Here is a 13,992-nt window from a genome sequence, read left to right as displayed (position 1 = left end):
AAGGGCTATGAAAGCCCCGCCTGCTTGAGAATTGACTTCGCTGTTTTAGGGTCTAGTTCTTTCCTCGGATGAGGAATTGTTACGCGACCCTTTTTTGTTGGATGTTTATACTGTTGATGACTTGTTCCATTGTGACTTACTAAGTACCACCCATCAACTCCGATGATCTTAGCCATCTCACGTGATGAGTATATTTTCAAAAGTATTTCCTCCTCTCTTATTATATTATAACATGCATAAATTATGCACGTCAATAAATAACGCGCATGATTTATGCGCACCAAATCCTTGTATACACATTTGAATGGCAAACTGATTTCCACTAAAGCTAACCTAAATAAGTGGATAGATTACGCTACAGGTAAAAAATAAAAAAAGGGGCACTTCCGGCGTTATGCCAGCAGTGCCTCTCTACAGATGCAGATAAGTATTATCAAGTGGTCCGGATTGTCAGAAGGCTACTGGGCCGCAAGGCTACCGCTGAGCTTCAGACAAATAAGAATCGGACACGATGTTTAATTAAATTATATATGTAAGCAAAAAGTAACCTCAATATCAAAAGCTGTTGGGGTTACTTTTTAGTTACATTCTATTTATTTTTGATTTCAAAGGATAGATTCTCTCAATCACAACGAAAAGAATGTAACCTAATCCACTACCTAGCATATTAAGGATTACATCGTCTACATCTGCAATACCGAGACATGTTATAAATTGTGTTATCTCGATACATAAGATTATAGCCAGAGAAATTAATGCCACTCTAATCATTGAATTCTTTTCTAATTTTAAAGCCAATAAATACCCCAGAGGTACAAAACATAGAATATTTGCGATGAATAGTTTTATCGCAAGTCCTAAACTTGGATCTTGTTTATATGAGCTTATCGCAGTAGAAATTGTGCTAAAAAACTTAAATGAATAATTCCAAGTTCCAAAAAATTTTCTTTGTTCTAGAACACCATTAATTCTTCCAATTATTGAGTCGAAGTCTCCAAAAAATTTAACAACTACAAAATTAATTAAGCAAAATATATAGATGTAAAATATATAGTTTACTATTTTTTTGTTTAACAAACGTCTCATAATACTCCTTTCAAAAATTAATAGGGCTACGGACAAAGTCCATAGCCTTTTTACATTAATATAAAATATTATTTTACTGAGGATATAGCGCCGTTAAAGGAGTAGGTATTATCATTTCCAGTATCTACAGAGAATTTAACGTAATATTTAGTGCTTTTGTTCAGGCCAGTAAATGTATGGGAAAGAGTATTATTAGGATTAATTTGTTTATTCGCAACTAAACCATTTGCACTATAAACAGAAATAATTAGTTTATTGGTTGCCCCACCACCATTATTTACCAAAGCCCAATTGAGTACTTGAACTTTAATTGAAGTAGCACCTGTAAGCCACTTGTCAGTAAAAACCTCATATCCAACTTTTTGTACCTGATAGTTATAGCTACTTACAGATAAATCATGTGTAGAAGCACTAGTACCTGGTTTATCTTGACCAAATGGTACAATTACATTTGTGTTGTTTACAGGAGCTACACTGGGAAGATTATGTACGCTTGAATCAGCTGATGCTACCCCTGCTGTTAGTGAAAGTAACAAAGCTCCTGCTATTAAACCACTTGCTAGTTTTTTCATTTTATTTCCTCCTAATTACATTTTAGATACACAATATACCATTTAAATATTTTTATGTATATAAACACCCATATAATATGAAACATATATAAAATAATACAAAAAAAAGGCACTGCCAGCGTTATGCCAGCAGCACCTTTATCGATGTAGAAATTATACCAAAGCTTTTCCAAGGAGCTTATTGCGAAACTTAGAAATTTCTTGTGCTCTATCAAACAAAACAGTTACTTCATTATCCTCAAATGCGATCAATTTCAGTAATTTATCGTCTTTGTCAAAGTAGTAGTTAAAATAAGCTTTCGCATTATCTTCACCAATAAAGCAAGCACATTCTACAATTAGACCATCTGGGCCAGTGTTAAATTTTACGTATTCATAATTAGGCAACTTTGCATTTGCAATTAATTCTGAAGGAAAAATAATATGCCCGTGCTCCAAATCATAAAGAGATTTGAAATTTACTTCCATCTTTTTCACTCCCCGATTATTTCTTGAATTCGGAATCTAATATTGATTTGACTAGATCAAACAGTTCTTCAACATGTACTAATGCTGACTCATATTCTGGTGGTGACCATGAATTCCTGTCACTATTACCAACAAGTTCATTTACTCTGTGTTCGAGATAAGCTGCTATCATACCTGCATTATTTGGAATTCTAACGGGCATCCACTGATACTTCCTATTCTTAAACAAGGAAGAACCTCTTAGATCTAATCCATCCATCGGAATATTATAATTCAAAATAAGTTCTGGAACCATTTCTTTTTTTATTCTGTCATCAAGGCTCCTTTTCTGTCTATACAAGAATTTATCCGGTCGTAGAATTCTCGCTGAAGGACTACCTTCCTCTTGTCTGCGTACTATTTGAAGTAATGCATCATCAGGTATATCAGGGAGCAAACCCTTAAGCTGACGAACTTTTTCAGCTTCTTCGGCCTGTCGTCTCTCTCTTTCTTTTATCAATTCAGTATCAATAAAATGATCTTTTTCCAATAGTCCGTTGCCTTCTTCGTAGGCATTACCCGTAGCTTTTTCTACCTTCTTACGTGGGGCTTTTTCCGTGATTAGATCATCTTCAGTCCCTATATATTTTATAACTTCGCTTTTCTCTTTTTCTTCTTTGTAAAACTTCCAGAGATCTTCAAGACCGAGCTCCTTATGATGTACTACACAAGCTATGTTATCTTCGGGAGAACGAACCTCATTCGGGTCTATAGATCGAAGTACTCTTCCTACAAACTGCTCATAGGGAAGCTTATTTCTAAATGGTCTAAATATTGCAGCAACAGACAAATACTTATGGTCATACCCTTCACCCAGTTTTGCAACATGAACTACTACTTGCACGCTATGATTCTCAATCATCTTCAGTCGTCTACTTAATTCGTCTTTGGACACTTTACTATGAATCAAAGCAACGCTCTGTCCCCGGTCTTCGTAAAGTTTCTGTATTTCTTCAGCGTGAAATATACTACATGCAACAGCAATTATCTTATGAGGTACACCCGTGGATCTTTTCTCTTCAAGAATACTCAGACTCTCATCAATCACCTTTACATTGCATTCTTCTGAGAAGGCAACAGATAGTGATATCCAGTCCTCATCCTTTAAATTCATTGCACGAATCTGGTCCAAGGAATAAAGTGTTTCATTTTTTTTATTTATAGTAAAGAACAGTTGATCTGGCACATAGGTGATTCTTTCTAAGCTTTTCACATAATTATTGGCCATAGCCTGACTCAAAGGATACTTATATTTAACCACTCCTTTGATTTCTTCTCCGTCAGTTCTATAAGGCGTTCCGGTCACCTTAATAACTTTTGCTTCGGAGAAGTAATTCATACTATTCTCCCATGTTGGTGCAGTAGAATGATGGGCTTCATCAATTATAATCATGTCAAAAAAATCTGTTTCCACCTTATTGATTAAAGAACTATCTAATCTCTCCTGTAATTTTTGGACGTTTAGAATGACAATATTTGATTGTTCTAACGCCCACATACTTGTCTTTGAGTCATATTCAATAACAGAAGGTAAATCATTATAATCATCAAACACATTTCGAGTGAGCCAAAAATTCTTAGGGTGTTCTGGATCTAGTGAATCCAATACGGCATCTTTAATAACTAGCTGGGGTGTTACAATTAATACCCTACCAAAAGAGATTCCAAAAGGTAATATCCCCATTAATCCGGTTTTTCCGACCCCGGTTGGAAGAACAACTATCGCATGCTCCCTGCTCTTATCCACTACAAAATGTTCAACCAACTTCTGATACGCTAAAACTTGAGGTTCCCTTAACTCTGGGTTATTCTCAATTTTCGGGATTGACTCAATAAAATAATTAAGATTCACAAGAATTGTCTCCCTTAATATGTATATTTTTATAACTATAAAAAAAAGATCCGCCAACCGAAGTTAGCGGATCTTTTCTACCGATGCTATCGGATTTAGTCTTATAATAACCCATTTCTACAATTTTGTAAATTGTTTCAAAATAATCTAGAAACATTTTCCTAGGTCTGATAGACTACAAAATGGACACACACTAAGAAGGGAAGAAAATAAAAATATGTCTATGATGAAGAATCTAAAAAAATCAGTATATAAAGTATTCTTTTATTGTATTAAAGTCATTTTCCTACTTCTCATTTTTTTAACAGGCTACAATCTTATTGGCTTCCCAATAGCTGAAGAAGAGTTTATGAGAATACTACCTTCATTAATTACAATTACATCAGTACTTCTCGTTTTCTATAATGTAAATAGGACACAACAAAAAAACTTTGAAAATGAGAATAAAAAGTTTAGGAGAGATGCAAGAATAAAGGTAGCCGATGAATTTATTGATTGCTTTTCTGGTATTGATGATTTTATGTACAATGTGAATACTCAACTAAACAAAGACAGCTACAATAAAGAAGCGGCAGAATTATTAAGAGAGACTTTTCATGAACACTATAAAAAAATAAGATCCATTATGTATAAGCGAAAAGAAATAATTGAATACTGCGATTCTATTTATGAAAACAAGACCGATAAATTTTTCTTAACTTACAATCTAATGAGTACACTTGACAAAATTTTAATGAAATTGATCACAATAGAATTTGATAAAGAACAATGGAGTCCTGGGTTAAAAGAAGTAGACCGAATGATAAAAGAGGATATTCTCAAACACAGAGAAGAGGTCGCAAAATCTCTCTATGGGACAACATTTAAAAACCAAACCTTCGACGATTTGAGTATCATTGGGAAGTTGAAGTATTCAACAGGTTCATCAGACATGATATTATACTTCTTTCCAATTGGTTTTTTACTAAGCTTGGCACTACTCTTTAAAGATCACTTTTTACATCTGTTTATAAAATAAAACATACTCGGTAGCGTCAATACCGGGTATGTTTTATTTCTATATCAACCAATTATCCCTTTTTTTCAACATGTTTCAATAGCCGGTCAGTTACAATAGCCATTTCTTCCCGGGTAATCGGCGCACCTGGACGCGAACCATCAAAGAAACCTTTTTTCGTTAATTCCTCCCACGTTGCTGCTGCCCACTTGCTCGGCACATTGATATCCTTTACCGTCACTGGCTTGTCCTCCTTAACGGGCGTTTGCCCATAATAGCTAATTAAGTATTGTGTAGGCTCAACAACGCCCGCTTCTGTGGCCGTGTAACCAAACTGAGGTGTGCAAGCTTTACGCACTTCATAATGAAGGTGTGCCCCACTACTAATGCCGGTACTGCCCTGCTTGCCGATCAGTTGACCACGTTTGACTTGTTGGCCAACTTTTACGCCTGCAGCTGATAGATGAGCGTACACGTGCAGAAAACCCTTGTCGTCCTTAATGGCCACAACGTTTCCATAATTACCGAAGCCGGATCCGGACACGCCCATTTTAGCGTGAATAACCTCACCTGCTACAAATGCATAGATTGGCCCGTCTACAGGAGATACAACCAGGTCAATTCCCCTGTGAAACTTATTAATGCCACTCACTGGATGCTTACGCATACCGAATGGACTTGTGAGCCGGTACCCTTCAAATGGATTACTCATGTCTTTCTCCTTCCCATATCGTGCCTTCAGATCTGATAGGCTGCCGTTGAATTCGTTCAGATCCACGTTGCCGGCAATGCCTGGTACCTTACCTGAATCGCTGTATTGCCAAATGGTCCAGGTCTTCCATGCGGGCTGATCATCCGGAATACGAGTGTTGCTGTAACGTGCGATCCAGAGATCATAACCGGATAAGCTAGTATCAAAATTGGCGGCGAACGAGTTGCCCGTATAAATGATCGGTTTGATCCCTGTCAGTCGTTCCAGCTCAGTTAAAAACACTTTGGCCACAATGTTGATCTGTGCCTTGCTGATCCCGTCAGGATTGTTCTCGTAGTCCATCACAGGCGGTAACTGCAATGCTTTTGCCCCACCGATCTCCTCGAGGGATTTCGCGTAATGGACTGCTTCGGCCTTTGCTGCAGCTGCTGTTGTTGCCTTCAGGAAATGATACGTTCCAACCAACAAGCCCGCCGACAAAGCACCCTTAACGTTGGCCACAAAATTCGGATCAGTGTATGTCTGACCTTCAGTAGCTTTGATAAATACGAATTCCCGCTTGTCTGCCTTCACCTGAAGCCAGTCAATCTTGCCTTGGTAACGGGAAACATCGATCCCTTGAACGTTACTGTCATTTCTTTGTTGCATCGTAATCACTCCTTAAACTGCAGGCTTTTGAGTCGTTGCATCTGGGTCTTCTTTCGGTGGATCTGGGAGGTTTGGATTCTCAGGAACAGCACTTTTAGATTCGAAAATTTTCACAGCATTACGAAGTACGTCAGGCATAGGTACACCCATACGTCCCAAGTTCTCAGTGATGGACAAAAGCTCGTTTGCTAAATAGAAGAATATAACAGCATCTTGGATGATCCCTGTACCTCCGGTCACGATAATATCCACAAAATGCGAAATGGTAACCACAAGAAAAATAGCCGCTTTCCGTGCAATACCTTCAAAGCCTACACGGCTTCGCAACTCATGTTTGATACAGGCTGCCGCCCATCCAGTCAACCAATCTACAACAACAAAAATCAGTAGTATATTAATCAAAATTCCCCAACCTCCATAGAGGTACCCAGCGCCAGCCCCCACAGCTGCGGATACCATTTTAATGACACCAGACATCCCCTCGTTCATGTCTTTTCCTCATCTCTTTATAATGTGAAATCCACTGACCACTCCAAACACAAATAAACACGATCCGAATTCGGATGTGCTGAAATCAATATATTCATTTGACTTATATTACACCTCTCACAATGTCACACCCTTTCCCCTTCTATATCTATCTAAGCAGAAGTGACCCTAAAGTATTGCATGTACAAACTACCACTTGCAGTACCAGTGTTACCTCTAATGCAATGTGCCAGCGTCATTGGACCTGCTTCGGGATCGAATGACGCTGGTTTTGAGAAGGAAGCCACTTCCCACGCCCTACTGCTACCAGCGTTATAGTTACCCAATGTCCACCAACAAAATGAACTTGTGGCTAAGTGTACACTGATTTGCATAAAACTTATGTTTGCTTGCGATGGGGTTGCTGAAACTCCGCACAAGTCCCACATAACACCTTTCGCATCAACCAAACCGATAAATTGTTGGACACCAGTTGCGCCGACCGATAAGTTTACGCTTAACCTAGCAGACAATAATGTGGGTGAAATATTTAAAACCCTTGTCCCGGCTGGTATGGTGGCTATAACAATACCAGCCGTGTTTGATCCGCTGCTCCAACTGGAACCAGCGGGTGTAAGTGATGGTGTAGACTCGAAGGGTTCAACAGATTTAAACCCACCCAATTCGTAATTGTCCAGCAAGTAATTATCTATTAAAGGCATGAATTCACCACATTTCATTAGAATATGCCCTCCAGTTGATCAGAGGGCATAAAAATAGCGCTCCGATTTCGGAACGCTTGTTACGCGATATTGCCGTTTTGGTCCATTCCTGTAGCTTCGAGAGCCGCTTTCACTTTGTCACGATTGCCTCCAGCAGTAGGTACATCGTCAATTTTGATTACACCTTTATGAATCATAGCCACGTATATAGCCAACATATTCTCACCCCCCTTCATGATCTTTCTAGCCAGGCGGATCAGCAACCAAGCAATACTACTTCGCATTGCCTTCATCCGGGAGCGTTGACAACAACATCGCATGCAGCTCCATCAGTGCGATTTGATTGAGTGTGTTTTCCTCGGCCAGCTTTTCATTACGAGCGTCTGATTCTGCCAAACTTTGTTTCAAGGCATTAATTTGACTTTCTAATGAGATCGTTGGCGGCTTGGGCTCTTCATCTTCCTTGACAGGATAGTTGAACAATGGTTCCAATGTTTCGAGATCAACACGAGCAATCTCTCCACCTTCGAACCGATCAAACATATACGCTCCGTGTTCAAGTTGAATAAAGTCAACCTCTTCTGGCACTTTTTCTGCCAATGCTTTGTACAATTTAAAGTCTTGTTCCTTTGTCGTTTCAACGGCAACACCAGCAAATTCAGGAGTAATGACAATGACGTTTCCTGAATTTACATCATAGTAAACTTTCATTCCGATTAACATTTATTGCACCACCTTTTCTAAGATTATAGTAACGTAAACGTTATTGGTCGCTCGATAAGATAAATCGTAGATTGAGGGAAGAAGAGCATTGATATTTGGAATGATTAGTGTTTCCTTAGGGTTTAGAGATTTTTGTGGTATAAAAGTCCATGGCATGAGTACTGTCACTTCAGCGACAGTATTGGTACTTACGTTGTGAATGATAATAGACTTTATCATCATATCTGACGTCCTACCTGGGATAGCAGTTAAACTGGTAGTTGTCACAGCATTTATTGTCGTGTACGGATAGTTGCTTTTGATATAATCTTTTTCTACGCCAGAAATATACATTACACATGAACCTGTACTAGCTTGTGTTACGATTGTTTGTGCAGGCAATAATGGAATACATAAATCATCTATAATCAATGTGCCTTTTCCTTTTAATGTGCGATTACTAGCAATGTATGTCCCTCCAATATTAAGGCTATATGTCAAGTCAGCACTACTTCCGTTAGAAATGATTATTGACTTAACGACAGTGTATTTACCAGTAGGCACAGTATAGGAAATATTTGATGTTGTCGAAATAAGAGGATAAACTAACTGCTTAATTTGTTCATTCTTCATTCTATCGGCCCCCAAATATTTCGTTTATTTCTTTGCTGCAGCAGCTCACGTACTACGTCGTTTAAAGACGTCTCCGTCTCGGATACACGCGCTACACTTTGCTGTACGGATTCGTTCAGATCATTAAGCAACGTCTTTTCGTTTTCAGCTACCGATCCGACAAATGGAGCAATTGCTGTTTTGTCTAACATGAAGTACGTTACGTAGTAAGTTGATAAGCTATCGAACAATTCAGCAGGAAAATATGCACGTTCATAACCGTAGCTAAGGTTGTCTTTAATTATTGACCATGCATCTGGGCGATTGTTTTTATAAACAGTCCTAATCTTTTTAGCTTTGTAGTTTAACGGATTAGCTGCAAGACCAGAAGAATTTATTGAGTTTATGTCATAGGTGCTCCATAGGTTTGAAAATACAGGCTTTGTTTCTTCGTGCACAACCACTCCTGTACCTACTTCAATCTGATTACTTCCTTCGATTAACGTCAATTGACCCTCTGACATGATCGGTTCGACGACTGGCGTTGCGAGTTGGTAAAGGAGTTGGTATGGTGTGTAGTTAGGTGCTTGTGTCGTTGGTAAAACCGTCGTTCGGCTTGCCCCAGCTGTGCCAACCTCGCTAATTTTGATCCAAGCTTTTACAGATCCAGCGGCACCAGTGAATTGACTTACCCCGTTATGATCCCCCCCTGTAGTTCCATCCCAGTTAAACATCTTCCATCCCAAAAAATACGCCTTAATCTCATCGGCCGATAAGTTTGTATAACTGTCTCCCCATCCACTATCTACGTTTGCGATAGAGACGTTAAAGTCCGTTAAATCAGCAGTCAAAAAATATGCATTATCAGGCCCTGTCATAGTCGAAGCTTTGGTTAGTAAATCCGCGTTATACTTACATACAAATAATTTATTAAATGCTGGTGCTGCTTCTTTCATTTTACTTCCAACTATTTTGTAACCCGTTTTGTTTTGTATAGATCGATAAACCAAAGACCCATCCAACGCTAAGCCTCGCCACTTCGCCAGTTTGTAATACTGCCCGTCCTTCTCGAACACTTCGTCAGCATTAGTTCCGGTTAATGGATCAGCGTATAATTCCGTTTGTAGCGCGAGCATAGGGTCTTCACGCGGTTTAAACGGTAAAGCAGTACTCCCAATATTAAGCATTGGATTTTTTATAATCTGAGTCTTGTCCTCCGTGGTATGAGTAACGTCCATATCTACGTATAATTGAATTTGCCTTGCGTCATTAGGTGCAACGTGAGTTCCTTTGTACTTACGAGTTGTTGGTTCTTCTCCGGGGAGCCTATTACCATCTGCTCCAATCCAATAGAAGAATAACGCGTCAGTTATAGTAGTTGGGTTCTTGTCGATTTCGGCACTCAGCGTGTAAGTTATCCCAGGAATAACAGGGATTAGTACATCATTGTTGACGTAAGAGGATAAGTCTTTGCCATATTGATATAATTCATAAGGAGATAACAACTCTGCCCTCCCCGTTCCAATCTTGCCGTATTCCCACTCATAAAACGGAGGTACTAAGTTCTCTCCATATCGAATCGCATACGGATTCTTTACAGGCTGCAAGCTGTCAACGTAAGGGTACATAGTTGCGGCTTGTTCAGGTGTCACGGTGTCGAGTGCATCATATTCGGTTTGCGTCAATTCATACAATCGAAGTTCGTCGAAGTTAGCGTATTGAGTCGTAATTGGAACTCCGTTTACGCCCATCGAGATACTTACAGTCGTATCAGCGGAAGGTTTGTATTTGACAGCTATTGCATTGAACTTTGTTGTATTCGTAACAAGCGCTGAATCAGCAAGTCCTGCAAATGAAATTTGTCCTCCATTGTCCGTATTTCCGTTCTTAATCATTCCAATTAATACGTAACATTTGTTAGCGAGTAACTTTACGTTCGGAATAGAAACAGTACCAGATGATTGATTCGAAGGAATTACAACTCTTAAGCTTGATGTTCCTCCTGCGTGAAAGGTAGTATCAATGACTGCAGTCATTCCATTCGAATAAGTGTAAGTTCCTAATGTTTCGAAGTTGCCCATTCTTCCAAGTAAGTTAATCAAGGTACGTCCTTTAATACTTGAAAGGTTAAAGGGTGCGTTCTTCTTACCTTGAATGACCTGAAGTCCAGGTTGCAACGTAACCTCACTTCGTTCTGAAGTGTCTAACCTACTCTCTACGTAATCTTTAACTGCATTAGCCTTTTCCTGAGATCCAGTTTTAGTTTCACCGTCCACTCGAACAAACTTCGCATCAGCACCCGTCATGAGACCGCTAGCCCCGCCTGTTACAGCATCCTCAATATTAATATCTTTTATTTTCTTCAAGATCTCTTCCATGCTAATATTCACACGGTGATCCGTAGTTGAAATAACCCCGCTCGTATCAGTCGCCACATAGAATATCATTAATCCCTTTTTGGCTGTTGTTTGAGAAGTCGTTTTTTTGACCACTCCATCGATGTCCACGTACAAGTATTGTCCTTGAGTTGGATTCAGTGGCATTTCACCTGCAGCTACCTGATAACGGCGACCGCTCACATAAGCTATCCCTGTCGTCCATGTCGCTTTAAGACCTTGTGCGTTACATAGCAACCCCATAGTCCCATCAATAGGCACTACAAAGTTGCCGCCCAGTTCCTTAGCTAATTGCTCGACCAATGTATGAGCTGCTTCAATGCCACCTTCCATCGTGTTAAGGCGGCTTGAAGTTATTCGGGTACCAACTTGAACCAGCTCAAACAACGGTCGCCCCGTTTGTGGGTCTGTCTTCTGTTTCCCTGATGCGTCATAGATGGGCTTTGTCATGTCGGGAATCTCGTCCAACCACGTTTGTTTGTTATACAATTGCCTTCACCTCCAACTTAATCGTAAATTCGAATCCGATCAGAAAGCCCCGATCGTTCTTAACAACATTCAACGGCTGATTAGCAAGCGTCCGGCCTTGATTATCCATAAGCGAAGCACCAAGGATCTGTTTCCCGATGACTTCAGTATCGTTCAGAAACACGTACTTGCGGATCGATCTTCCGGAGATGATGGTATTGTGTATCGGATATTTCACCAGCTCACCACTGACATTTACCAAGGCGTGGTCAAAATGTGAATCCGCATCGGTCACTGCATAATCAAGCATTAAAGGTTGAATAACATCTGCCATTATGGTGTCCCTCCTTGCATGGGTATTTCAAATCCTGTAATCGGACTGTCAATCCGAGTGTGTGATGTCACTGCGCCCACCGTGACGTTCTGAGTAGCCAATACGCCACTCGTACCCAACTCTAGGGGCATTTCTAATCCGCAGATTGGGAAATCAACTGAATGCGAGTACCCTTTCCCTGTCATTGTTATCGCTGGTGCTGTTGTTTTGGCCACCGGCACAGCTCTATTGATATGAACTGGCCGAATATATTCAAAATCAGTAAATAGCCCCGCCATATTAATGGGGGAGCTACCTTCATATTCGAAGTGGATCTCTTTGGCCAAAAACTCTTCTTTCACCTGCAGGAGTTTTCCGTATTGTGCGCCAAGCTGCCGAAGGATTGGAAGCTTGAACGGCTTTTTGGCCAGTCGCTTCCTTCGGATCGCTTCTCGACGGTTTGCCAATGGACCTACCTGTTCCGTCCGGAAGTAGATCCATTCCCACAGGTCCAAGCCCCAGGTTGACCGCTGCAGTAAAAATTGATTCACGAGTTCGCTCATTTTCTCTGCTCGCAGATCAATTTCTTCTTCCATCACGCCAAAGTGCCAGCCTGCTACCTCGTTCTCATACCAGTACGGCGCAAGTACCTCGCGGTACCGAACGGGAATCATAACAGCATCACCTCAACCTGCAGGAACGAGACAGGCGGCACATCAATGTCCTCAACATCATCATTAAGGGTAAAGTCACTGTAATTCTCCACGCCTGGTACAAGCAGGAGAGCCGCGATATAGTTGTACAACAACTTGCTGCGACCGTTGGCGTACGCTGTCACACGCTGACGGATCAGTTCGGCCAGCTGCTGCAGATCTTCCGTTGTTTCCAACGTGGCTTTTACAGTCACTAGGAAGATCGGAGCCGGATGCACAGCCAAGTCATGGCCAGCAATACGGTAATCCTCCCACATTAAGGTTTTGACTGTCTCCGCAAACTCAGCCGTAATAGGTTGACCGTTCATGTCTGTCAGATACAGATCGATAGAGTTGTCATGATGTTCCTTTTCTACTGCGACAGCACCACCCACGCCCTGGATCTCTTTAGCCCAGATTTCATAATCTTTACGACGGCCATTACCTTCTTCTGTGAAGGCCCTGTCCAAGATACGCAGCCGATAATCATCGTTGGATTCTCCATCTTTCCGGACCATCCCATCAGCCCATCCATGAGCATCCAAGAATTCATCATCTGCCCAGATCGGTGTGGACTGCAGCACACCATAGCCCCACAATTCTTGCTGTTCAGCGATCTCCTGAGCGATGGGGTACCAAAGGTCATAAAAATATTCCCCTTCGCCCACAGGAGGCGGTGGCAGCCCTCTTTCGTTGGCCATCGTAATAGCCCGGTTAACCCATCGTTGATAAATCATATCCGGGGTTTCTTCAAGTACAGGGACAACAGGGAATTTAGGCAAATCATTAATCGTTAAGCTCATGTATAGATCACCTCATTGAGTTCGGCCACGCCTACAAGACCCGTAATTTGGATGGTCAAATCCATGCCCCGATCAACACGTGTCATTGACGTAACCTCGGCTTGCTCAATCTCCGGGTGAGCCGTTAATGCTTCTTCAATATCTCGAATAATTTCAGTGTCTTCCCAACCTGGCCACTCAGATTTTTCAACGCCCATGTCAGCGCCGTATACAACATATTGGAATCGCTCGGTGCAAAGGATCTTCATAGCGGTTTCAACAAGAAATTCCTCATAACTGGTTGTCCGGACTGGACGCCCCGACTCATCCAGGACAGCCCTGCGGTTACGATAATCTATTTTGTATGTCCATTTAGTCGCTGAAGGGATGTTATCCATCAGGTCTGTGACATCGACCTCTTCCAACTCCATTTCAGGGAATAACGTTTCATCTTCTTCCATGG

General features: G+C 40.8%; 17 protein-coding genes. 1 reads left to right on the top strand and 16 read right to left on the bottom strand.

Features of this window, described 5'->3' with window-relative positions:
* Positions 1-5: 5 nt before the first annotated feature.
* The 5 genes from MHB43_RS01315 to MHB43_RS01295 all read right to left on the bottom strand — a co-directional run bounded on the left by MHB43_RS01315 (position 6) and on the right by MHB43_RS01295 (position 4,017).
* Positions 6-176, bottom strand: coding sequence for a type II toxin-antitoxin system HicA family toxin (locus tag MHB43_RS01315; RefSeq protein ID WP_405132373.1), 171 nt, complete (start codon positions 174-176; stop codon positions 6-8).
* Between the two features lie 406 nt (positions 177-582).
* Positions 583-1,077: a VanZ family protein gene (locus MHB43_RS01310; protein WP_405131174.1), complete on the bottom strand. Its 495-nt coding sequence runs from the start codon at positions 1,075-1,077 to the stop codon at positions 583-585.
* A gap of 77 nt (positions 1,078-1,154) precedes the next feature.
* Positions 1,155-1,658: a hypothetical protein gene (locus MHB43_RS01305; protein ID WP_405131173.1), complete on the bottom strand. Its 504-nt coding sequence runs from the start codon at positions 1,656-1,658 to the stop codon at positions 1,155-1,157.
* Positions 1,659-1,811: 153 nt separating this feature from the next.
* Positions 1,812-2,126 carry a hypothetical protein gene (locus tag MHB43_RS01300; protein ID WP_405131172.1) on the bottom strand — a complete coding sequence of 105 codons (315 nt, stop codon included), beginning with the start codon at positions 2,124-2,126 and terminating at the stop codon, positions 1,812-1,814.
* Positions 2,127-2,142: 16 nt separating this feature from the next.
* Positions 2,143-4,017 carry a DEAD/DEAH box helicase gene (locus tag MHB43_RS01295; protein WP_405131171.1) on the bottom strand — a complete coding sequence of 625 codons (1,875 nt, stop codon included), beginning with the start codon at positions 4,015-4,017 and terminating at the stop codon, positions 2,143-2,145.
* 217 nt (positions 4,018-4,234) lie between these two features.
* Here MHB43_RS01295 and MHB43_RS01290 point away from each other — a divergent pair, with 217 nt between their 5' ends.
* The gene (locus MHB43_RS01290) at positions 4,235-5,035 is read left to right on the top strand and encodes a hypothetical protein (protein ID WP_405131170.1); all 801 of its coding nucleotides are present in this window, start codon (positions 4,235-4,237) and stop codon (positions 5,033-5,035) included.
* Positions 5,036-5,087: 52 nt separating this feature from the next.
* On the opposite strand, the gene MHB43_RS01285 is transcribed toward MHB43_RS01290, so the two are convergent.
* The 11 genes from MHB43_RS01285 to MHB43_RS01235 form a co-directional block, all read right to left on the bottom strand.
* Positions 5,088-6,374 (bottom strand): GH25 family lysozyme, encoded by a 1,287-nt coding sequence (locus MHB43_RS01285; RefSeq protein ID WP_405131169.1) that lies wholly within the window; start codon positions 6,372-6,374, stop codon positions 5,088-5,090.
* Positions 6,375-6,386: 12 nt separating this feature from the next.
* Positions 6,387-6,863, bottom strand: a complete 477-nt coding sequence (locus MHB43_RS01280; RefSeq protein ID WP_405131168.1) for a holin family protein — start codon at positions 6,861-6,863, stop codon at positions 6,387-6,389.
* A gap of 152 nt (positions 6,864-7,015) precedes the next feature.
* Entirely contained in the window at positions 7,016-7,582 is a 567-nt protein-coding gene (locus MHB43_RS01275) for a hypothetical protein (RefSeq protein WP_405131167.1), read from the bottom strand.
* 62 nt (positions 7,583-7,644) lie between these two features.
* Positions 7,645-7,782 (bottom strand): hypothetical protein, encoded by a 138-nt coding sequence (locus MHB43_RS01270; protein ID WP_405131166.1) that lies wholly within the window; start codon positions 7,780-7,782, stop codon positions 7,645-7,647.
* Between the two features lie 55 nt (positions 7,783-7,837).
* Positions 7,838-8,287 carry a hypothetical protein gene (locus MHB43_RS01265; RefSeq protein WP_405131165.1) on the bottom strand — a complete coding sequence of 150 codons (450 nt, stop codon included), beginning with the start codon at positions 8,285-8,287 and terminating at the stop codon, positions 7,838-7,840.
* Positions 8,288-8,899 carry a hypothetical protein gene (locus MHB43_RS01260; RefSeq protein WP_405131164.1) on the bottom strand — a complete coding sequence of 204 codons (612 nt, stop codon included), beginning with the start codon at positions 8,897-8,899 and terminating at the stop codon, positions 8,288-8,290. It lies immediately after the preceding gene.
* The gene (locus MHB43_RS01255; RefSeq protein WP_405131163.1) at positions 8,896-11,763 is read right to left on the bottom strand and encodes a hypothetical protein; all 2,868 of its coding nucleotides are present in this window, start codon (positions 11,761-11,763) and stop codon (positions 8,896-8,898) included. The genes MHB43_RS01260 and MHB43_RS01255 overlap by 4 nt, the downstream gene beginning before the upstream one ends.
* The gene (locus MHB43_RS01250; protein ID WP_211085476.1) at positions 11,756-12,076 is read right to left on the bottom strand and encodes a hypothetical protein; all 321 of its coding nucleotides are present in this window, start codon (positions 12,074-12,076) and stop codon (positions 11,756-11,758) included. The genes MHB43_RS01255 and MHB43_RS01250 overlap by 8 nt, the downstream gene beginning before the upstream one ends.
* Positions 12,076-12,729, bottom strand: a complete 654-nt coding sequence (locus MHB43_RS01245) for a hypothetical protein (protein ID WP_405131162.1) — start codon at positions 12,727-12,729, stop codon at positions 12,076-12,078. Before MHB43_RS01245 ends, MHB43_RS01250 begins: the two co-directional genes overlap by 1 nt.
* Positions 12,726-13,550 (bottom strand): baseplate J/gp47 family protein, encoded by an 825-nt coding sequence (locus MHB43_RS01240; RefSeq protein ID WP_211085478.1) that lies wholly within the window; start codon positions 13,548-13,550, stop codon positions 12,726-12,728. Before MHB43_RS01240 ends, MHB43_RS01245 begins: the two co-directional genes overlap by 4 nt.
* Entirely contained in the window at positions 13,547-13,990 is a 444-nt protein-coding gene (locus MHB43_RS01235; RefSeq protein WP_405131161.1) for a DUF2634 domain-containing protein, read from the bottom strand. The genes MHB43_RS01240 and MHB43_RS01235 overlap by 4 nt, the downstream gene beginning before the upstream one ends.
* Between the last annotated feature and the right edge of the window lie 2 nt (positions 13,991-13,992).

The sequence above is a fragment of the Paenibacillus sp. FSL H8-0317 genome (assembly GCF_045040685.1).
In the GTDB taxonomy this organism is placed as follows: Bacteria; Bacillota; Bacilli; order Paenibacillales; family Paenibacillaceae; genus Paenibacillus.
This window is presented reverse-complemented; position numbering and strand designations above follow the sequence as displayed.

Bases quoted from the DNA above. Each gene is read 5' to 3' on its own strand.
- MHB43_RS01290 (WP_405131170.1), top strand. From the start codon at position 4,235: ATGTCTATGATGAAGAATCTAAAAAAATCAGTATATAAAGTATTCTTT.
- MHB43_RS01270 (WP_405131166.1), bottom strand. From the start codon at position 7,782: ATGTTGGCTATATACGTGGCTATGATTCATAAAGGTGTAATCAAAATT.
- MHB43_RS01240 (WP_211085478.1), bottom strand. From the start codon at position 13,550: ATGAGCTTAACGATTAATGATTTGCCTAAATTCCCTGTTGTCCCTGTA.
- MHB43_RS01245 (WP_405131162.1), bottom strand. From the start codon at position 12,729: ATGATTCCCGTTCGGTACCGCGAGGTACTTGCGCCGTACTGGTATGAG.
- MHB43_RS01275 (WP_405131167.1), bottom strand. From the start codon at position 7,582: ATGAAATGTGGTGAATTCATGCCTTTAATAGATAATTACTTGCTGGAC.
- MHB43_RS01280 (WP_405131168.1), bottom strand. From the start codon at position 6,863: ATGAACGAGGGGATGTCTGGTGTCATTAAAATGGTATCCGCAGCTGTG.
- MHB43_RS01285 (WP_405131169.1), bottom strand. From the start codon at position 6,374: ATGCAACAAAGAAATGACAGTAACGTTCAAGGGATCGATGTTTCCCGT.
- MHB43_RS01260 (WP_405131164.1), bottom strand. From the start codon at position 8,899: ATGAAGAATGAACAAATTAAGCAGTTAGTTTATCCTCTTATTTCGACA.
- MHB43_RS01300 (WP_405131172.1), bottom strand. From the start codon at position 2,126: ATGGAAGTAAATTTCAAATCTCTTTATGATTTGGAGCACGGGCATATT.
- MHB43_RS01235 (WP_405131161.1), bottom strand. From the start codon at position 13,990: ATGGAAGAAGATGAAACGTTATTCCCTGAAATGGAGTTGGAAGAGGTC.
- MHB43_RS01305 (WP_405131173.1), bottom strand. From the start codon at position 1,658: ATGAAAAAACTAGCAAGTGGTTTAATAGCAGGAGCTTTGTTACTTTCA.
- MHB43_RS01250 (WP_211085476.1), bottom strand. From the start codon at position 12,076: ATGGCAGATGTTATTCAACCTTTAATGCTTGATTATGCAGTGACCGAT.
- MHB43_RS01315 (WP_405132373.1), bottom strand. From the start codon at position 176: ATGGCTAAGATCATCGGAGTTGATGGGTGGTACTTAGTAAGTCACAAT.
- MHB43_RS01265 (WP_405131165.1), bottom strand. From the start codon at position 8,287: ATGTTAATCGGAATGAAAGTTTACTATGATGTAAATTCAGGAAACGTC.